Annotated in this window: 15 protein-coding genes and 1 pseudogene; 12 read left to right on the forward strand and 4 right to left on the reverse strand. The window is 61.3% G+C overall.

The window, feature by feature from the left end; all coding sequences use genetic code 11:
- Nucleotides 1-83 precede the first annotated feature (83 nt).
- Complete coding sequence (locus QRN11_RS12120; protein WP_285251160.1) at nucleotides 84-1,328, reverse strand: MFS transporter; 1,245 nt, start codon at nucleotides 1,326-1,328, stop codon at nucleotides 84-86.
- Nucleotides 1,329-1,791: 463 nt separating this feature from the next.
- Here QRN11_RS12120 and QRN11_RS12125 point away from each other — a divergent pair, with 463 nt between their 5' ends.
- From QRN11_RS12125 to QRN11_RS12160, 8 genes are all read left to right on the forward strand, one after another.
- Nucleotides 1,792-2,604 carry a PaaX family transcriptional regulator gene (locus QRN11_RS12125; protein WP_285251161.1) on the forward strand — a complete coding sequence of 271 codons (813 nt, stop codon included), beginning with the start codon at nucleotides 1,792-1,794 and terminating at the stop codon, nucleotides 2,602-2,604.
- 134 nt (nucleotides 2,605-2,738) lie between these two features.
- Nucleotides 2,739-4,313 carry an FAD-dependent monooxygenase gene (locus tag QRN11_RS12130; protein WP_285251162.1) on the forward strand — a complete coding sequence of 525 codons (1,575 nt, stop codon included), beginning with the start codon at nucleotides 2,739-2,741 and terminating at the stop codon, nucleotides 4,311-4,313.
- On the forward strand, nucleotides 4,306-6,342 hold the full coding sequence (locus tag QRN11_RS12135) for an acetate--CoA ligase family protein (protein WP_285251163.1): 2,037 nt from the start codon (nucleotides 4,306-4,308) through the stop codon (nucleotides 6,340-6,342). Before QRN11_RS12130 ends, QRN11_RS12135 begins: the two co-directional genes overlap by 8 nt.
- Nucleotides 6,339-8,009, forward strand: a complete 1,671-nt coding sequence (locus tag QRN11_RS12140; protein WP_285251164.1) for a (2,3-dihydroxybenzoyl)adenylate synthase — start codon at nucleotides 6,339-6,341, stop codon at nucleotides 8,007-8,009. The genes QRN11_RS12135 and QRN11_RS12140 overlap by 4 nt, the downstream gene beginning before the upstream one ends.
- An 11-nt stretch (nucleotides 8,010-8,020) precedes the next feature.
- Nucleotides 8,021-9,145, forward strand: coding sequence for a cupin domain-containing protein (locus QRN11_RS12145; RefSeq protein WP_285251165.1), 1,125 nt, complete (start codon nucleotides 8,021-8,023; stop codon nucleotides 9,143-9,145).
- The gene (locus QRN11_RS12150) at nucleotides 9,142-9,978 is read left to right on the forward strand and encodes a fumarylacetoacetate hydrolase family protein (protein ID WP_285251166.1); all 837 of its coding nucleotides are present in this window, start codon (nucleotides 9,142-9,144) and stop codon (nucleotides 9,976-9,978) included. The genes QRN11_RS12145 and QRN11_RS12150 overlap by 4 nt, the downstream gene beginning before the upstream one ends.
- A complete protein-coding gene (locus QRN11_RS12155) occupies nucleotides 9,978-10,733 on the forward strand; it encodes a maleylpyruvate isomerase family mycothiol-dependent enzyme (protein ID WP_285251167.1) in 756 nt (251 codons plus the stop codon). The genes QRN11_RS12150 and QRN11_RS12155 overlap by 1 nt, the downstream gene beginning before the upstream one ends.
- Before the next feature lie 271 nt (nucleotides 10,734-11,004).
- The gene (locus tag QRN11_RS12160; RefSeq protein WP_285251168.1) at nucleotides 11,005-11,292 is read left to right on the forward strand and encodes a hypothetical protein; all 288 of its coding nucleotides are present in this window, start codon (nucleotides 11,005-11,007) and stop codon (nucleotides 11,290-11,292) included.
- 671 nt (nucleotides 11,293-11,963) lie between these two features.
- On the opposite strand, the gene QRN11_RS12165 is transcribed toward QRN11_RS12160, so the two are convergent.
- The gene (locus QRN11_RS12165; RefSeq protein ID WP_285251169.1) at nucleotides 11,964-12,482 is read right to left on the reverse strand and encodes a plasmid pRiA4b ORF-3 family protein; all 519 of its coding nucleotides are present in this window, start codon (nucleotides 12,480-12,482) and stop codon (nucleotides 11,964-11,966) included.
- A gap of 223 nt (nucleotides 12,483-12,705) precedes the next feature.
- Between QRN11_RS12165 and QRN11_RS12170 the strand changes: the two genes are divergently transcribed.
- The 3 genes from QRN11_RS12170 to QRN11_RS12180 all read left to right on the forward strand — a co-directional run bounded on the left by QRN11_RS12170 (nucleotide 12,706) and on the right by QRN11_RS12180 (nucleotide 13,866).
- Entirely contained in the window at nucleotides 12,706-12,933 is a 228-nt protein-coding gene (locus tag QRN11_RS12170; protein WP_285251170.1) for a hypothetical protein, read from the forward strand.
- A 47-nt stretch (nucleotides 12,934-12,980) separates the two neighbouring features.
- A complete protein-coding gene (locus QRN11_RS12175) occupies nucleotides 12,981-13,205 on the forward strand; it encodes a hypothetical protein (protein ID WP_285251171.1) in 225 nt (74 codons plus the stop codon).
- 484 nt (nucleotides 13,206-13,689) lie between these two features.
- On the forward strand, nucleotides 13,690-13,866 hold the full coding sequence (locus QRN11_RS12180) for a hypothetical protein (protein ID WP_285251172.1): 177 nt from the start codon (nucleotides 13,690-13,692) through the stop codon (nucleotides 13,864-13,866).
- 248 nt (nucleotides 13,867-14,114) lie between these two features.
- Here QRN11_RS12180 and QRN11_RS22630 read toward each other — a convergent pair.
- Nucleotides 14,115-15,342, reverse strand: a pseudogene (locus QRN11_RS22630) (GAF domain-containing sensor histidine kinase).
- Nucleotides 15,343-16,856: 1,514 nt separating this feature from the next.
- On the opposite strand from QRN11_RS22630, the gene QRN11_RS12190 reads away from it, so the two are divergent.
- Nucleotides 16,857-17,606 (forward strand): HpcH/HpaI aldolase family protein, encoded by a 750-nt coding sequence (locus tag QRN11_RS12190; protein ID WP_285251173.1) that lies wholly within the window; start codon nucleotides 16,857-16,859, stop codon nucleotides 17,604-17,606.
- A 145-nt stretch (nucleotides 17,607-17,751) separates the two neighbouring features.
- Here QRN11_RS12190 and QRN11_RS12195 read toward each other — a convergent pair whose 3' ends face one another.
- A complete protein-coding gene (locus QRN11_RS12195; protein WP_285251174.1) occupies nucleotides 17,752-18,291 on the reverse strand; it encodes an Lrp/AsnC family transcriptional regulator in 540 nt (179 codons plus the stop codon).
- Between the last annotated feature and the right edge of the window lie 294 nt (nucleotides 18,292-18,585).

Genomic DNA, 18,585 nt, shown 5'->3' on the forward strand with positions numbered 1-18,585 from the left:
GAGTGGGTGCTTCAAGCACTGATTGGTTCTCTTTCACTTGGTCAAGCCTCCTGGGAGTGGTTACTTTTCCGGGGACGGGTTGACTATTTTTTAAGCGGCGTTTTGGGTCGGGGTACGGACGCAATGACGAGGGCCCCGATGATTGCGAAGGCGGCAAAGGCGTAGAAATTGATCTGGAATCCCAGCGCGATGCTTGCGATGTAACCTCCAATGAGGGGTCCGCAGATTGCTCCCAGCCGGCCGATTCCGAGCGACCACCCCAGAGCGGTAGCGGTAGCGGATTGGGGGTAGTGGGTGGCAACGAAGCCGTTGACCAGAATTTGGGTTCCCACGGAGCCCAGTCCGGCGAAGGCAACCAGTACCAACAGGACGCCGTAGGGAAGCCCCAGGCTCAGCAGGGCAATCGAGACGCAGGCAATGATGAAGGAGGCTGTGACCACCTTTTTGACGCCGATACGGTCTGCTATATAGGAGGCGCCAATGGCACCGACGATTGCCCCGGCGTTCAGGACCAACAGGAAGGTGAGGGAGCTGCCCAGCTCATATCCTGCGGAGCGCATGATCTGGGGCAGCCAAGTGTTCAAGCCGTAAACCAGCAGGAGGCCGCAGAAGCTGGCGATCGCAAAGAGGACCGTAGCCATGATCCAGCCGTGGCTGAAAAGGGTTTTCAGGGCGGCCAATTTTTGGGCAGGGGCGTCGTCGGGCGTAGCGTCAGCCTCTGTCACGATGTCGCTGTAGACCAGACCGTATGTCTCTGCTGTGGCTTTGGCCTCAGCGGTTCGGCCCTTCGACGCAAGGAACGCGACGGACTCTGGCAGCATGAAATAGACGATAGGAAGCAGAGTCACCAAAGGGAGTGCTCCCACTGCGTAGAGCCACCGGAAGTCCAGCTGTGGCAGGGCCATTATTGCAAAGATGGCCGCGATGACTCCGCCCACCGAGTAGCCGCTGTACATGACAGCATTCGCAATTTGCCGTCGAGCCTTCGGAGCGAATTCAACCGTCATGGCGACGCAGGTGGGCACAATGCCGCCGAGACCCAAGCCCGTAAGGAACCGAAACAGACCGAACATCTCCACGGAAGGAGAAAGAGCAGTCAGTAGCATGAAGACTGAGAACCATGCGATGGACAGCATCATGATTTTACGTCGCCCCAGGACATCGGTCAGAGCTCCGACAAACAGGGTTCCGACAAGCATGCCGACAAGTGCAAGGCTTCCTATGGTGCCTGCGCTGGCGGGCGTCAGCCCCCACTCCTTGTAGGCCAGCAGCGAAGGCACGGTAGACCCGTATACAACGAGATCGTAACCATCGAACACGATGGCCACGAAACAAAGGATAAGGACTGTAAGCCCTGATTTGCGACCCCGGGCGGTTTGCCCAGCGATCGGCAGGACGGAGCTGTTCGACATCGAAATTCTCTTTCTGCATGCGGGTTTGGTGTGGAAGGTCCTGACCGGGAGAACGGAAGTGAATGTCGGAGATCGAGAACCATGCTGAAAAATCGTGTGGGCCGGCAGCTGCGCGTTCCCTGGGGCCACGTCGCCCTTGAGCCGCTATCTACCTGACACAGGACCCAGTATGTGACACAATTCATCGTAACGTCAATGACTTGTTACTTCTGTCGCCAGTACGGGTTAGGCAGTGGCCGAAATGAAGCGGCCCGAGTTCGTAGGCAGGAGGCCGCTACGGCCGGCAGCGACCTGACCAAAATGGAATGAAACATTGGCAGTTATGCGTCGGGCGGCGCGGAAACTATGGAGGAACCTGATGGAATGGAAGCCTAGGGGTGTGATCCTGGATCTCTTTGGTGATTACCTCCGCTACGCCGGCGGTGAAGTGAGGCTGGCGGACTTCACGGAGCTTCTTGCCCTTTTTGATGTGGAGGCTGCGACCGTACGGGTTAACTTGTCCCGGCTGCGCAAGGAAGGGTGGTTTACCACCAGGCGCGTCGGGCGGGAAACGGTTTACTCCCTCACGCCTCACATGCTGGAGATTCTTGACGAAGGACGCGAACGCATATTTCGACGCCGCGACGAGACCTGGGAAGGCAGATGGACAATGGCCATTTACCAAGTTCCCGAGTCCGACCGGGCTTTCCGAGAACAACTGCGCAAGCAGCTCGCCTGGCATGGTTTCGGCCAATTGTCGCCATCCACCTGGCTAAGCCCCCACAACTTGATCTCCGAGGTCCGCGACATCGCCATCGAAAACCCCCGCGCAAGAGTTGACGCTCTCTGGTGCGGCACCGGAGACCCCGGCGAGGACAGGGAGCTTGCCGCTCGATGCTGGGATTTGGAGGCGCTGGGAGCAGACTATCAACGCTTCATCCAGACCTACGCGGAACTTGATAACGAGCGTTTGAATGCGGCAAAGGATGGGAGGACAGCACTCCTCGAGCGGATGCGCATCATCGGGGATTATCGCCGCTTCCTCTTCCGCGACCCTTACCTCCCCCAGGAACTGCAACCCGAAGGCTGGCCAAGCAGTGCCGCACGCAGCCTCTTCGGGGCGGTGCACCGCCAGCTTGGCCCTGCTGCCACAGCCTTCGTCTCCGACGTGATCGGTCAACCCATCGGGGAAGGCCAGGAAGTTACGGCCTGACAGAGAAGTGCCGTCGAAAACGCCACCCCGCGGGGCCAAACATGTAACAGTTGCTTGACGTTCAGCCGAAATTAGTTACATAATCTTGGTGAGAGCTTTCTCACTGGATTCCCAAACTTCTAAAGGTGGCATCGATGGCACTTCGCGTAGCCTGCATTGGCGGCGGTCCCGGCGGACTGTTCTTCTCAACCTTGTTCAAGCAGACCGTTCCGGACGCCGAGGTTGTATTGTTCGAACGCAACCAGGCCACCGATGCCTTTGGCTTCGGCGTGGTCTTCTCGGATGCGACCCTGAACCGGATCAATGACGCGGACCCTGTGGTCAGGGACGGCCTCCGCGACCACGGCACGCATTGGGACGACATCGAAGTCTGGCTCAAAGGTGAAAAAAAGTCATTCACCGGAAACGGCATGGCAGCCATCTATCGGAAGACGCTCCTGCAGCTGATGCAGGAACGCGCCGCGGAAGCCGGCGTCGAAATGCGGTTCGGACAGTACGTGCCGGACCTGTCACAGCTTGACGGCTTTAACCTGATCGTCGGGGCCGACGGCGCCAACTCATCAACCCGCGAACAGCTGGGCGAGAGCCTTGGCCACATGGCAGAAACGGCCACCGCCAAATTCATCTGGTTCGGCACCACCCACCTTTTCAAGGGCATGACCTTCCTCCACCGCAAGAGCGAATTCGGCAACTTCGCCGTCCATGGCTACCCGATCAGCGAAAACCTGAGCACCTTCATCGTTGAAACCGACGAGGCGACCTGGCGCAAGGCCGGACTCGACGAGTTCGACGTCAGCCAGCCCCCGGGACCATCCGATCTGAAGACGCAGCGGTTCCTGGAAAAGCTGTTCGCCGAGGACATCGCCGGCCAGCCGCTCGTGGCGAACAGCTCGCGCTGGGCGAACTTCCGGACCCGTCGGACCCGTTCCTGGCACAAGGGCAACGTCGTTCTGCTGGGCGACGCCGTCCACACGGCACACTTCTCCGTCGGCTCCGGCACCAAGATGGCCATGGAAGACGCCATCACGCTGGTCCGCGAAGTCGCTGCACATCAGGACGACCTCGAGACTGCGTTCACGAATTACGAAGCCGAACGCCAGCCCCAAGTCGCCAAAATCCAGAACCAGGCCCGCGGCGGACTGAGCTGGTGGGAACACTTCGGCAGGTATTACGACTCCTTCGAGCCCACCCAGTTCACCTTCCACTTCTTCTCCCGCAGCATCGACATCGACAAAATCCGCCTGCGGGATCCGGAACTCGTCAAATCCGCAGAACGGGGCTGGCTCACCCGCCACGGAAAGGCCCCGCTGGAAACTCCGTTGACTTCCGGTCCTGCCCGGTTTAACGGCCGTCTGCTGTCCCTGACCCACGAAAGCGGCAAGGTCGAGTTGAAGGACGGCGGCGCTAGCCTCGCCCTGGTGACCGACCCGGCCCAGGCCGACGCAGGCAACGGCCTGCTGCTCACGGCACCGGACCACGAAGAAGGCTTGAAGGATGCCTTCGAGCAAATCCCCGCCGAAGCAGCCGCTGTGGTGATCCAGGGCGGAAACCCGTTCACCCGGATCCTGCTTTCGGAGGAAGTGCGCCTGGGCCGCGGCCTGACAAGCGTCATTGTTGATGACCGGGGTCCGGCGTCGAACCTGACCCTGGTACTTTCCGGGCGTGCGGACGCCGTTGTTGCAGCCACCGCGGAGGCTTCCCATGCATAGTCTGTCCGCTCTCTTTGCCCCTCGCGGCATCATCGTGGTTGGGGCATCGTCCAGCCCCGAAAAGCTCGGCGCCGTCATGGCGCAATCACTGTCCAGCTACCCGGCGCCAGTGGAACTGGTCAACAGCCGCGGTGAAAACGGCATGCACACCAGCATCGCCGAGGCTGCTGCAACAATTCCCGGCGGCCCCGATCTCGCCGTGTTGTGTGTGCCTGCTTCTGCCACGGCACGGGCCCTGCGGGACAGCGCCGCGAACGGCGCCAAAGCAGCGTTGGTCTGCGCCGGCGGCTTCGCAGAAGCCGGCGGTCCAGGCATCGAATTCGCGTCCCAGGTCGAGTCCGCCGTCCGAGAAACCGGCATCAGGCTGCTGGGCCCCAACACATCCGGGTTCTTCGTTCCCCACCGCAACCTCCGCGCCAGCTTCGTCCCGGGTGTCGCTGAACTGGAGCCGGGTTCGGTAGCGGTCGTCGCAGCCAGCGGAGGAGTTAATCACGTTCTGGCATTTCATCTGCAGCGCTCCGGGGCCGGGGTCAGCCTTGCCGCCGGTATCGGAGCAGGAACTGACATTACCGCACCGGACGTGCTGGACTACCTCATCACCGATGATGAGACCAAGGCAGTAGCCCTGCATCTGGAAACTGTTTCGGACGGACCTGCCCTCATTGACGCCGTCTCACGCCTGAGCGCGGTCAAGCCCGTCGTTGCATTGGTCGTCGGCCAAAACGATGTGTCCGAATTCGCCCAATCACACACCGGCGCCCTGGCTACCTCATGGCGCACCACACGATCGGTACTCCAGCAGGCGGGTGCGGTAATCGTCGATGACGAGAACCAACTGGTCGCCGCAGTGACCGCTCTGGCCGGTCGCCGGCTGAACCCGGCCGCGGACCCCGGAGTAGGCCTCATCACCGGCCAGGCCGGCCCGGGCCTTTTGATCGCCGATGCCCTGCACAGCGCTGGTGTGAGGCTTCCGCGACTCGCGCAGAGCAGCCAGGACACCATCGGCGCGCTGCTCCCGCCGCTGACGTTCCAGGCAAATCCTGTAGACACCGGCCGACCCGGGCCCGGCTACGAGCAAATAGTCGCCGCTGTATCGCAGGACCCGGCAATCGACCTTGTGGCGCTTTACGGCCTGACCGAACCGGTGACCGACCTCCCGCTGGCCGTAGCCAATTCGGGCGCGGCGGAGACAATGCCGTTCCTCATTGGCGTGGACGGCCCCGACGGTGACCTGGAGCGAGCCCGCAAGTCTGCGCGACAGCACGAACTCCCGCTGATTACGGGCCCGACCTCGCTGGCCCACGGTATCGCCGCCCTGGTGAACGATGCCCGGGGTCAATTCCAGAAGGCCCAGGCTGCTGAGGGCGCCACAGCCTGGCCGGATGTGGAAGGTCCCTGGGATGAGAACCGCTCCAAGGAACTTCTCGGTGCACTTGGCATTTCCACACCCGAACGGCGCGTGTGCAGCACCCGTGACGCTGCCCATGCGGCGCTGGCGGAACTTGGCGGTCCCGTGGCAGTGAAGCTGCTCGACGCAACCGTCCTGCACAAAACGGAAATTGGTGGCGTACACCTTGGCGTCAAGACCGCCGAAGACATGGACCGAGCCCTGGCCGGTCTGAAAGCCGCCGGCGCCCGCGAGTTCCTGGTGGAGGCAATGGCGCCCTCCGGCGTCGACCTTGTCGTCGGCGTCCGGCGCGACCCCGTTTTCGGACCGATCGTGGTTCTGGGGCTGGGCGGCACCGCGGCCGAAGTCTTCGCGGACATCGCCATACGAACCGCGCCGCTTGCACTGCGGGCAGCCGAAAGCATGCCCGACGAGCTGCAGGCACGCGAACTCTTGCATGGCTTCCGTTCCGGTCCGGTGCTGGATACGTCTGAACTGGCCGGCCTCTTGGTCAGACTCGGTGATGCGCTCGTCTCCAACGAGGCTGTCGCTGAAATCGAAATTAATCCCCTCCGCCTGACCCACAACGGGCTCTTGGCGTTGGACGCAGTAGTTATCAATGTCGAGGAGGACATTCAATGACCAGCCACACCAGCGAAGGGACGGTCCCCTGGCCCGCGGACCTTGCTGCTGAATACCGCAGCAAGGGTTACTGGGAAGACCGTCCGCTTGGCGCCTACATCCTCGATACAGCCGACCGGCTGCCGGACAAGGTTGCCGTAGTCGACGGTGACGTCCGGCTCACCTACGCGGAGCTGGCAGACCGGATGGATGCCGCCGCTGAACGGCTGCTGCAGCTGGGCCTCCGTCCGGATGACCGCATCATGGTCCAGCTGCCTAACGGCTGGCAGTTCACCGTGCTCACCCTGGCGTGCTTCAGGGCTGGAATCATTCCCGTTATGGCCCTGCCCGCACACCGGAAGTACGAATTGTCCTTCCTCACGGAGCTCTCCGAATCACGCGCCATCGCAGTACCGGACATGATTAAGGACTTCGACCACCAGGGCTTGGCGGAAGAACTTTCCGAAAGCGTCACGTCGCTTGAATACATCCTCGTCGCAGGCGCGGCGAACCCGCTCAATGCTTCACTCGAAGCCATCCTTGCGCCGGGACCTGACCCGGACGCTGCCCGTGCCAGGCTGGACGCTGCGGCTCCATCCCCCGATTCACCGGCTTTGTTCCTGCTCTCGGGCGGTACCACCGGCCTGCCCAAACTGATCACCAGAACCCACAGCGACTACGCCTACAACATCAAAGCCACATCAATTCCAACGGGGGTAACCGAGGACACGGTCTATCTCGGGACGCTTCCCGCCAGCCACAACTTCCCACTGGCCTGCCCCGGAATCCTCGGTATCCTCTTCGCCGGCGGCCGGATCATCATGTTGCCGAGCCCTGAGCCCCGGAAGGCCTTTGCCGCCATAGAACGGGAAGGTGTCACGCTCTCCACCGCTGTGCCGGCAGTGGCGCAGCGCTGGATCGAACACCAGGAGGAAGTGGGAGGCAACCAGCTCGCGAGCCTGGAGGTCATCCAGGTCGGCGGCTCCCGGCTCCCGGATGAGATCGCCTACAAGGTCAGGCCCGTGCTGGGCGCCACCTTGCAGCAGGTCTTCGGCATGGCCGAAGGACTGATCAACACCACCCGTCTGGACGATCCCGAAGACGTCATTTGCAGGACCCAGGGGCGCCCGGTATCCGAGGCGGACGAAGTCCGGATCGTTGATGAAGCAGGCAATGACCTGCCCGATGGAGTTGCCGGTGCCATCCTGACCCGCGGCCCCTACACTCCTCGCGGCTATTACCGGGCACCGGAGGCCAACGCCCGCGCTTTCACCCCTGATGGCTGGTACGCCAGCGGGGACATCGTCGAACGCCGCCCGGACGGCAACCTCATTGTCCAAGGACGGGACAAAGACATGATCAACCGCGGCGGAGAAAAAATCTCCGCCGAGGAAATTGAAAGCCTGGTGTACCGGATCGAGGACGTCACCATGGCGGCCGCCATCGCCATGCCGGATCCGGTGCTGGGCGAAAAACTCTGCCTCTACATCACCATCAAACCAGGAACAGAAGTAACCCTGGAACAGATCCAGGACCTGCTTCGCCGGACCGGAGTGGCAGCATTCAAGATCCCCGAGTACCTCGTGGTAGTTGACGAGCTGCCCACCACAAAAGTCGGAAAGATCAACAAAAAGGACCTTCGCGCCGACATCGTCGAGCGCCTGGCTTCCAGCTCCCCCGCGAAGTAGAGAGGAAGACGATGATGGAAAACATTACGCATGAGTCTGTTGCGGCCGGGGTGGTCGTCCCCGAGCCGACACCGGAGGAGGCTGCCCAGCTTGAACAGCTCTACCGCGACTTCGACAAGGAGAACCTGATTCCGCTGTGGACGGAGATCGGGGACCTGATGCCGATGGTCCCGAGCCCCAAGGCAGTCCCGCACGTGTGGCGCTGGAACGACCTGTACCCGTTGGCTGCGCGCGCCGGGGACTTGGTGCCGGTGGGCCGCGGCGGGGAACGGCGGGCCATTGCCCTGGCCAACCCGGGCCTGGCCGGCACTCCGTATGCGACCCCCACTTTGTGGGCGGCCATCCAGTACCTGGGCGGCCGGGAAACAGCACCCGAGCACCGGCACTCGCAGAACGCGTTCCGGTTCGTGGTGGAGGGCGAAGGTGTGTGGACCGTGGTGAACGGGGACCCGGTGCGGATGTCCCGCGGTGACTTCCTGCTAACCCCGGGCTGGAACTTCCACGGCCACCACAACGACACCGACGAGCCGATGGCCTGGATCGACGGCTTGGACATCCCGTTTGTGCACTACGCCGACGCAGGGTTCTTCGAGTTCGGCACTGAACGCGTCACCGACGAAGCGACCCCTGACATCTCCCGTTCCGAGCGGCTCTGGGCCCATCCCGGCCTGCGCCCGCTCTCCAGCCTGGATGACACCACCAACTCCCCGATCGCCGCCTACCGCTGGAAGTACACCGATGCTGCACTGCGTGAACAGCTGCTCCTGGAGGACGAGGGCCACCCCGCCACAGTGTCGCAGGGCCACGCCGCGGTCCGGTTCACCAACCCCACCACCGGCGGGGACGTGATGCCTACCATCCGGGCCGAGTTCCACCGCCTCCGCGCCGGCGCCGCCACGGACCCCGTCCGCGAGGTGGGCTCCAGCGTGTGGCAGGTCTTTGAAGGCACCGGCTCGGTGGTCCTGAACGGCGAAACCAAGCAGCTGGCCAAGGGCGACCTGTTCGTCGTTCCCTCCTGGGCCGGCTGGTCGCTGCAGGCCGAGACCGAGTTTGATCTTTTCCGGTTCAGCGACGCCCCGATTTTCGAGCGCCTGAGCTTCAACCGCACCTACATTGAAGGACGCACCAAGTCATGAAACTCCTCACCCTCCGCCTCGCCAACGGCAGCGAAACGCGCACGACGGCGGTGCGCCAGGACGGCGATACCCTCACCGAGATCCCCGGATTCGCTGACGTCGGCGCCCTGCTGCAGGACCCGAACTGGGAAGCCACCGCTGCGGCGGCCAGCGGCGCAAGGCACGCGCTCGACGGCGCCGACCTTGCCGCCGTCGTGCCTTCCCCCGGGAAGATCATCTGCGTGGGGCACAACTACCGCAACCACATCAAAGAAATGGGCCGGGAAGTCCCCGAGCACCCCACCCTATTCGCGAAGTACGCCGAATCCCTGATCGGGCCCAACGATGATCTGGCCCTGCCGCAGGAATCCGACGCGGTGGATTGGGAAGCCGAACTCGCCGTGGTCATCGGCAAGCAGGGCCGCCGCATCGCCGAAGCCGACGCCGCGGACCACATCGCCGGCTACGCCGTCCTGAACGACGTATCCATGCGTGATTACCAGTTCCGCACCATCCAGTGGCTGCAGGGCAAAACCTGGGAGAAGTCCACCCCGTTCGGCCCCGCCCTGGTCACCAAGGATGAATTTAGTGCAGGGCCGCTGATGACCTCGGCGGTAGACGGGGACGTCCAGCAGTCCACCCCCACCTCCGACCTGGTGTTCACCCCCGAGTTCCTCGTCTCCTACATCTCCACCATCATCACGCTGAACCCCGGCGATGTGATCGCCACCGGCACCCCCGGCGGCGTCGGCCACGCCCAGGACCCCAAGCGCTACCTGCAGGAGGGCCAAGTCCTGGTCACCACCATCGAAGGACTCGGCCAGCTGACCAACCGCGTGGTCAAGGAAGCCTGATGGTCGACCGCCACGACCAAGCCACCGACCCGCGCCTGCAGGAACAACTCCTGCAGGCGCGGCGGGGCACCGCGTTCTTCGCCCGCAAGCTGAACGAGCTTTCGGACGCGGAGCTCGACGGCGGCAGCCTCCTTCCCGGCTGGACCCGCCGGCACGTTGTGGCACACGTGGGGTACAACGCCCGGGCCATTGCCCGGCTGATCGAATGGGCCGCTACCGGCATCGAAACGCCGATGTACTCCTCACCTGAGGCGCGGAACCACGAGATCGAGTTCGGGGCCACCCTCTCCCCCATCGCCCTGCGGCACCTCTTCGACCACTCCGCCGTGCACCTGAACGTCGAATGGCGCGACCTCCCGGACCCGGCATGGCAGCACGAAGTCCGCACCGCGCAGGGAAGGATTGTTCCCGCCGAGGAAACCATCTGGATGCGCACCCGCGAAGTCTGGCTCCACGCCGTCGACCTGAACAACGGGGCATCCTTCAACGACATCCCCGCAACCATCCTCGAGCGCCTCCTCCAGGACATCACCGGCGCATGGAAAACCCGCGGCACCGACACCGGCATCTTCGTGGAGGTCTCGGGCCAGTCGCAAGCCATGGCGTTCGGGGACGTCGGTGCAGTAGACGCAACGGTCATCGCTGGCACTTTGCCCGCCATCGTTGAATGGGCAACAGGCAGAGGCGCCGGCGGCGTGGCGGCGGAAGGTCCTGCCGCCGACGATGCGGCTCCTGCTGCCCCGAAGTGGATCTAGGCCAGAAAGGGCTTTTGCGCATGACGAGAATAATGATCTGCGGGCCTCCCGGTTCCGGAAAAGGTACGCAGGGCGGAGCGGGATCTTGGAGCGGCTTGGCGGAGGCCCCAGGACTCAACTTCATATGCCTATGCAGGGAGCATCAGGTCCACAGTCGGGTGGAAGGTTCCGCTTTACGGCCCCGAGAGAGTTGCAAGCAGGTCGTATCTGGCAGGAAACCACAATTGCAATTCCGACCATGCACCCCGGTCGACCTAGTAAAGGAGGAATCATGTCCTACAAATTGCATGAACCGGAAGCCACCACTGCCTTCTCACCAACGGGCGGCGGCCTGTTCCCAAACCCGGCGCTTCCTCTTTCCCTTGAAGTCATCACGGTGGAGGAACCCCAAAGCAGAGACGAAAAGCTTAACCGTGCCATCAGCAAGCTCATACCCGCTGCTCTTGAGCGTAGGCAAGGAATCCTGGTCATACAACGGGCTTACGGCAAGTACACGGTTCGCGTCTGCCATGAAGTGCCATGCGGCACAACTCAAGAGTCCCGCGAGCTGGTCATGTGAAGGTGGACTAGAGCACTCGACAACTTGTTGCGCGCCGCCCATAAAGCCTCAAGGACACTTTCCGTCCTGAACACTGCTCGCAGAATACATTGTCTTGAACCACCTACCTTCGTGAGTAGGAGGTTGCCTTGTCTTTATGAACTACACTCCAACCTGACGGCGGGGCGCCTGACGTGGGAAGACTCGTCCGTCGGTGGAGCTCCGGTCTGGTTCTCAGACACCTGACGAACCGCAGGAGGTGACATCGCCCGCCACTTCGCTAAGCGACTCCATCAAGACCCGATTCTTCGGACTATTTGATAGTTCTCGGGCTACCGCAGCTCGGTTTCCTGCCCCTCCAACTGTCAGAGTGGGACCTGAGAACATCATGAGCCCCCGTCAACAATGCGGAATTTCGCGCTATTCTGACGCCAGACCGGCGCCCGCAAGTTGCCCGGTCTCCCCCGCCACCCTGCCAAGGCTGCTTTAGGGCGAGGCGACCTCCGAGAAACTCTAACGGCAAGGCGTGCGGGGATCCCTCACACGGCGCCTGCTTCCTAGCATTACCCGATAGCTACTTGACCGAACATCCGTTATCGGCCTTTGAAAATCAGCGGGGGAGTGCCTTCAAAAGGGGCTGTTTTCCGGCATTTTTTATTACGTTCGCTCCCTGCTCCCCTGATTCCGGAAAGTCAGATTTCATCCAGTGCTCGGTTCACGGAGGGAAAGTCCACAAAGGCTGGGTCAAATCGTTCGGCAGAGCCGGTTATGTCGGCCACCCATCCGGAGCATTCGTCGTGGCCGGGATGCGCCAGGTCGGCCAAGGCATCCATGATCTCCTCATAGCCGGCGAAACCGCCTGAGTCTTCGAGTGGGCCGCGCCGGGCACCATCGATCAGCCGGGCCGGGGGACTGTCCTCGTCCGCGGCCCGGCGGGAAACCAGCTCGAGCCGGTGAAGCCAGCTGTCACCAAAGTCGTACTCGTAGAACGCTTCGCCCGATCCCAGGGCCAGCAGCTGGTCCAGGGAGCACTCCTCCTCAGGCCTGTCGCCCGGTTCTTCACACTGCTGCGCTGGCAGCCACTGCGGGACTTCCGGAAATTCTCCGTCGACCGGCCGCAGCGGAGCGAACGGGTCGGTTACCACAAACCTGTGCAGGTGCGCGTCCTCCCAGGTGAATGCTGCCTGCAGGACCTGATGTACCTGGCTCAAAACCACGAGCCCCGGAGTTCGAATCGACGCCAAATCTCAGGCTCGCTGTCGACCAGCTCCACGCGAACCTCCAGGACCGAGTCCTGTCTCCCTCCGGTCGCGGTTTCGAATCTATTCACCCCACCATTTTTACGGGCCCCCTCCCCTGCTACTAAAGACGAGGCGAGGGTTGCATGATGACGCAATGCTGACTTGAGTTCTCGACTTGTGCCACAATGAGTAAATGAGTAATGATTCCCAGTCGCCATCCGCGATTCGAAGGCAGCCCCCCTCCGTCGAGGCGACGCCGGGGGAAAACCTTGAGGGTGAGGCGCCCGCGGAAGAAATGCGGCGCGTGAACTTTGAGGTACCCAGGAGCAAAAGCGTCAAGCTCAAGATCCTTGCCGCCCGGCGGGGCCAGAGTATTAGGGAGTTCCTGACGGAATACATCGACTCCTTTCCGGACGAGTAAGACTCGCGGCGTAGTGAGCACCAGTGCAACTTAGCGAAGGAGCAACCATGACAACCAACAACCCGACAATTTTCGTCAACGTGGATGAAGAGTACCCCGTCTTCAGGATGGTCGAGGAACGGGAATCGTACCCGGCCGCCGTAGCAATCGAAGCCGACCCGGAAACGGTAGAGCGGTGGCAGAAGGTCATCGACGCCTACGAAGACGTTCGAGCCGAGATTGCTGCGAAGGTCACGGCCGCTACCGGCACAACCTACCCAGAGCTTCTCTAACTAGGGAGCAGTTTTCGGGTCCTGGGTCACCCGCAGCTTGATGCCTTGATGTTGCAAACCCTCACGCCAAAAGCCTAAGCATCAAAAGCGGAAGCCACCGACCGGTATGACGGTTAGCGTTGCATGCGAAGGCCGATCGTCCTGTTCCCAGCCAACTTCAAGGTTCAACCTGCAGGATGTGGGATGGAACTTCGGCCAACGCTATTTGGCCGGAGTTTCGCCATTTCCGGCACCTGCCGTAAGACGCGTAGCGTTCGGTGCGACGCCGTTCTACGAACGCTCTCCTTCCCGGGTCCGCGCAGAACTACGCGCGCTCCCCCCGGCCGGAGTCGTCAAGCTAGCTTGACGTCATGAACGATGACGCGGAGTCGGTCGAGCAAGCCCTCAGTGGCGGAGATGTCCACGAGCCGCTCCAAGTGTTGGAAGACTTCAACCGCGGCGAGACCTGGCGGGAAGTTTCTGCCACCGGCGGTGACCAGCCCGGGTGGCTGCGGCGCAGTTCCTGGCTGAGGTACGGGAAGTCGCAGCGCTGGAGGCGCTGCGTGCAAACGCGAAGGCTGTCGAGCTGCTCACGGCCAGGCGCTGGTACGTCATCAAATCCGCACGCGAGGCCGGTGCGACGTGGGTCCAGATCGGCGAAGCTCTGGGGATCATGAAATAAGCCGCTCACGACTTCTACCGGCGCAAGATCGAAGAGCAGGAAAAGTACCTGCCGGACCTTCATGACGTTGCAGCAGCCCGTGCAGTCCTGGAGGAAGCGAAGGAAGAGAAACGGATTTGAGGGAGGACCGAAAGGGGCGCTGAGTGCACGTGCCTATGAGCCGCTTTCAACCACTCCCCTACTCGGCCAGCTTTGCAGAATCGCAATTATCGGCTCTTCAGTGGTTGGACAATGGATCGACTTGCCGCTTAGCCGGCAGGGAAGCTGACCGCTACGGTCGCCCCGCCCCCACGAGTTTCTGCAAGGGTGAGCTCGCCGCCGTGAGCTTTGGCAATGCTGCTGCACGTGGCAAGCCCCAGACCTGTGCCGGTGCCGTCGCCGTCCCGATTGAGCCGCACGAGGGGCTCGAGGACTTTGGCTCGGTCCTTGGGGGCGATGCCCTTGCCATTGTCCGCCACAAAAACAGTGGCTCCATGGTAGTTGGAGACTCCCCCGATACTGATGTGAAGGTCCCGGTCCCGGGCTGCGGTAGTTCATCGCATTGGAAAGCAGGTTCTGCAATAACGTCCGCAGTTGGCCCCGGTCGGCGTAGACCATCAGGTCCTGAACGTCCACCATGCTCTGCTCCGCGATGCCAAGGTCCAGCATCACTTCGATGGCCACCGTCCGGAGCGTCACGTGCTCGGGCTGGATGGAGCCACCGACACGAGAGTAGCTCAGGACGTCTTCGAGCATCCCGAGCACGCGTCGCCCGGACGCATCGATCTTTTCCAGGTCGGCGGCGGCGCCGGGGACCGCGCGGATACCGGGATCGTCCTGCAGCATTTCCAGGTAGCCCAGCATGGTGGTCAGCGGGTTGCGCAGGTCATGACTGACTCGGCCGCCGAACCCAGCGAGCCGGGAGTTGCTCTCCTCCAGCTCAGCGTATGCCCGGTCGAGCTGGGCCGTCCGGTGCTGTAGCTCCAACAACTCCACAACCTGCCTGGCCAGGACCTCCAACATATCCACCTGCGCCGGTGTTAACTCCTGGGCAGCCTCGGAAAAGACGCACAAGGTGCCCGGCACGAACCCGGGCGAGGTTGCCAACGGAACCGAGGCGTAGAAACGCACCCTGCCGATCTCCCCGGTCATAAAAGGACTGTCCGCAAAACGGGCATCCCGGGACGCATCCGGCACTACCGTCTTCTCACGGGACAGGAAGACCTTGGCGCACATCGAATCCTCACGGGAGCACACTCCGGGGTCCACACCCCAGGCCCCGATCTGGTGCTGGTGCCCGGCACTGATGACGTTCACGACGCCACAGGGAGCATCACACAACTGGGTGGCCAACCGGACGAGATTCTGGAGTGCATTCATCACGGCCGCATTGGGCAGCAATGGTGAGTCAAGGGACGGATCGAGCCCGTACTCCAGCAATTCCAAGTCACGACTGATGTCGTTGCTGAAAGCGAATCGTCCTGCTGCCCCTGCCATAAAAGAACCCCCGACCCGTTCCGATACTCCTCGCGATCATATCCGCACCCGTAAGGCTGGCGTCCGAAGTGAGACAGTAGTCGGAAGCGGAAGATAACCAACCCGAACGAGATCAGGAAGCGGAGCGCACACCGAGCCGTACTACCTTACAGAATCATCATTATCGGCCAGTCCCGAGCCCGCTACCAAGCCAGTGTCGCTACTACAACGGGGTCGCCAGCGAATTGCCAGTTAATAGACTGTCCTTCCGCTGCCGGCATAATCTGCCCTTCATGCACGGTTGCGCAAATTTGGGGGTCAGTCGGTGATTGCCAACTGCCGGATTTCGGGCAGTGTGTTCCCGTTGGCGCCACAACGAATGGCACTGGCGATCGGCGATACAGGCGCCTGGGCTTCATTGAGTAGGTCTCCGCTTCATATTAAGGTGCACGGTGTGATGGGTCCTTTTGGAAAGAAGGCAAAAGCTTTGGCGAGGCGGGTAGCACTATCAACAAGCTGTTGTTCCGGCAGGCCAGCAAGGTCAAGGCCCTGCTGAGCGCCTTGACTAATTAGGATGCCGTCGACGGGGCACTGCCCCCGGCGCTGCTCATCCTCGCGGTTAGTTGCTGCCTGATACCGCATTCGCCGTTCTCCACGGCAGCAGTTCGCTAATGACATTCCGTATCTCACGGGTAGGGAACAATCAGCTATACAACCGCGAACAAGATTCAGGCTGGCCCTGGAACCAAGCTTGACGGGTGAACGCCGCTCATCCTTCACGAAAGCTAGCCAGATCAAGACAATAGCCTTTCTAAATTAGGGTATCCCTTCGCTTCTGCCTAATATTATGATGGTCAAGTGGTCGGGCGGTCAATGTTAAAAGGGCTTGGATGTCTTATGCCTGCGATCGCACGGTTTTTTGGGCGGGCGGCGTGGGCGTCCTCGCCGGGAACATGCGACCGAAAGTCTGGTCTCGTAACGTCCCTTCAGGCGCTGATCGAGCGGGTCTTCGCGGGGCGGTCGTGGAGGTGTGCCCGGGGCAACTCCCCTTGCCTCGGCAATAAGAGAGGCACGATCGCCCCAGCCTTAGGCCACCCGCGGCGAACACGCCCTCAACTCTCGGCCCGAGGTGCTGGTTGGCTGCGGCTCCTCGGGATTTCGCGCCGCGGGCGGGGGTGCCGGGTGGACAAATGGAACCACGCGGGATCCAAAGTACGGTCCGGCTTCTTCTAAATAGCTTTTTTGCAAAAGGACTTTATGAATGTAAGCTCCAAGGGAGCTGTAGCAGAGTATTCAGAAGATTCGCGAACACTCCTTTGCAGCGCCGGGACTGCAATTCGACCCTTGCTTAATCGAGGTCCGTCAACAAGGCGAGCCCGATTCGACGGTTGCCGCACATCCGGTTCAAGATCCCCTTAGGATCTCCTCGCAAGAAGAAAGCATTTTTCGGTCAAGGACGCGTCTGCGAGCCCTCCTCCCCAGGAAAGACATGGAGCGCACGCCACTGCACTTTCAATTTAGGAGGATTTCTCAGCATGAACAACTTTCTCAAGGCTGAAATGGAACCGGCCCTTGGCGGCTGGATCATGTCCTCTGACCCCGACTCCGCTCGCTATATGATTGATGCCGGCTATAAGTGGCTGGGGATCGACGAGCAACATGGCAATGCGGACCGTGCTGCCATACTGTCGATGCTGGACCAGGCCCGCGCCGTAAAGGTTCCGGCCTATATACGGGTGGCCCACAACAGGCCCGAACTAATTGGGGCGGCATTGGATGGCGGGGCGGCAGGGGTCATCGTGCCGCAAATAGAGTCTGCCTTGCAGGCTCGAGAAGCAGCAAGTGCCTGTAGGTACCCTCCACGGGGCTCCCGAAGCTGGGGTCCCCGGCACGTTCCATATGGAGGCCTAAAGGACGAGATGTACCGGACGAACGAATCGGTCAACTGCATCGTGATGATCGAATCCGTGGCGGGTCTAAATGCTGTTTCTGAGATAGCCGAAGTGGATGGCATCGACGGCATCTTTGTCGGAACCATGGACCTGTCCATCGATGCAGGCACGACAGTAACTGAGATACTTGATGACACTGGCGAAGGGTCAGCGCTCACGAAGGCACGCACTGCCGCTAGCGATGCAGGAATCGTTCTTGGAGGGTTTGGGGGGTCCGCCACTAATGCGCGCAAGCTTGTCGGAAGAGGTTTTCAACTGGTAGCTGTCACAACAGATACAGCACTGCTCGCCGCGGCGGTCCAATCTGCCCTAAAAGATGCGTCCCACTCCTAAACCTATCTCCGATGCCGAGAAGGCGCGTATAGGGCATCGTATGGGAATCAGTTGCGACAATCTGGCTCAGTCGGCTTCTGTCGCATCCCCAAACGGCCTGGCCGGTACCCCGCCCCTTGAGAATTGGATTCACTTCTTCACTTGGCTATTCGAGTCTTGGACGAAGATGCTCAATCATTTTAACCATTGAATCCTGCGGTTCGATCCTTATCAGAGCTATAGACGTCTCCGTGCGAAGTACTCCGTCGATATCCCAAATGTGTTCCGCAAGAAGAGCGCGCAAATCCTCGAAGCCACGGGCTCGTATCTTAACGATTAAGTCTGTTGCGCCCGTGAGGCTTGTAATCTCCTCGACGCCGCGGACCTGATCCAAATATCCGATTACCGCGTTTATCTCCTGACCAGCAGCGGCAACAATAGTCAGGTAGGCAACAGTTGAATAGCCGATCGCATCCCAATCAATATTGACCTGGAAGCCACGAATAACGCCCCGGGACTTCAATCGTGCTATCCGGTCAGCTACCGATGGAGCCGAGAGGCCCAGTGTTGCCGCCAGTGCGCGCTGGGGAATTCTTGCATCCTTAGCCAGTTCCGTCAGCAACGTAATATCGATGTCATCGAGTTCCACAGCCGGGCTGGGTGTTCTTATGCGCTCCTTCAGGTTACGCATTGGCGAGCGTTGCATTTAGCTTCCTTCCGACCACGAGACACCTTAGATTGTCTACCGTCAACCCCGTCAACGATACACAATGTTAGGCTGCGTCGGTCAGTTACCGAATAAAAATAGGCTCGCCTCCTCCCAATTTTTAGAAGTAGTCCCCAGCTAGACGGCTAAGATCTGCTCACCGCCTCCATGTAGGCGGCAGCGCCCAAGGTTCGGGGGACTGGACCCAAAACGGCACGTCTGAATCCCCGGCTCTTCTTGGCATTCATCCGCGGGGCCTCGGCGACCGGGAATCCGTGGGTAACCATGGTGCCG

This window comes from Pseudarthrobacter sp. fls2-241-R2A-168, assembly GCF_030209335.1.
GTDB lineage: Bacteria > Actinomycetota > Actinomycetes > Actinomycetales > Micrococcaceae > Arthrobacter.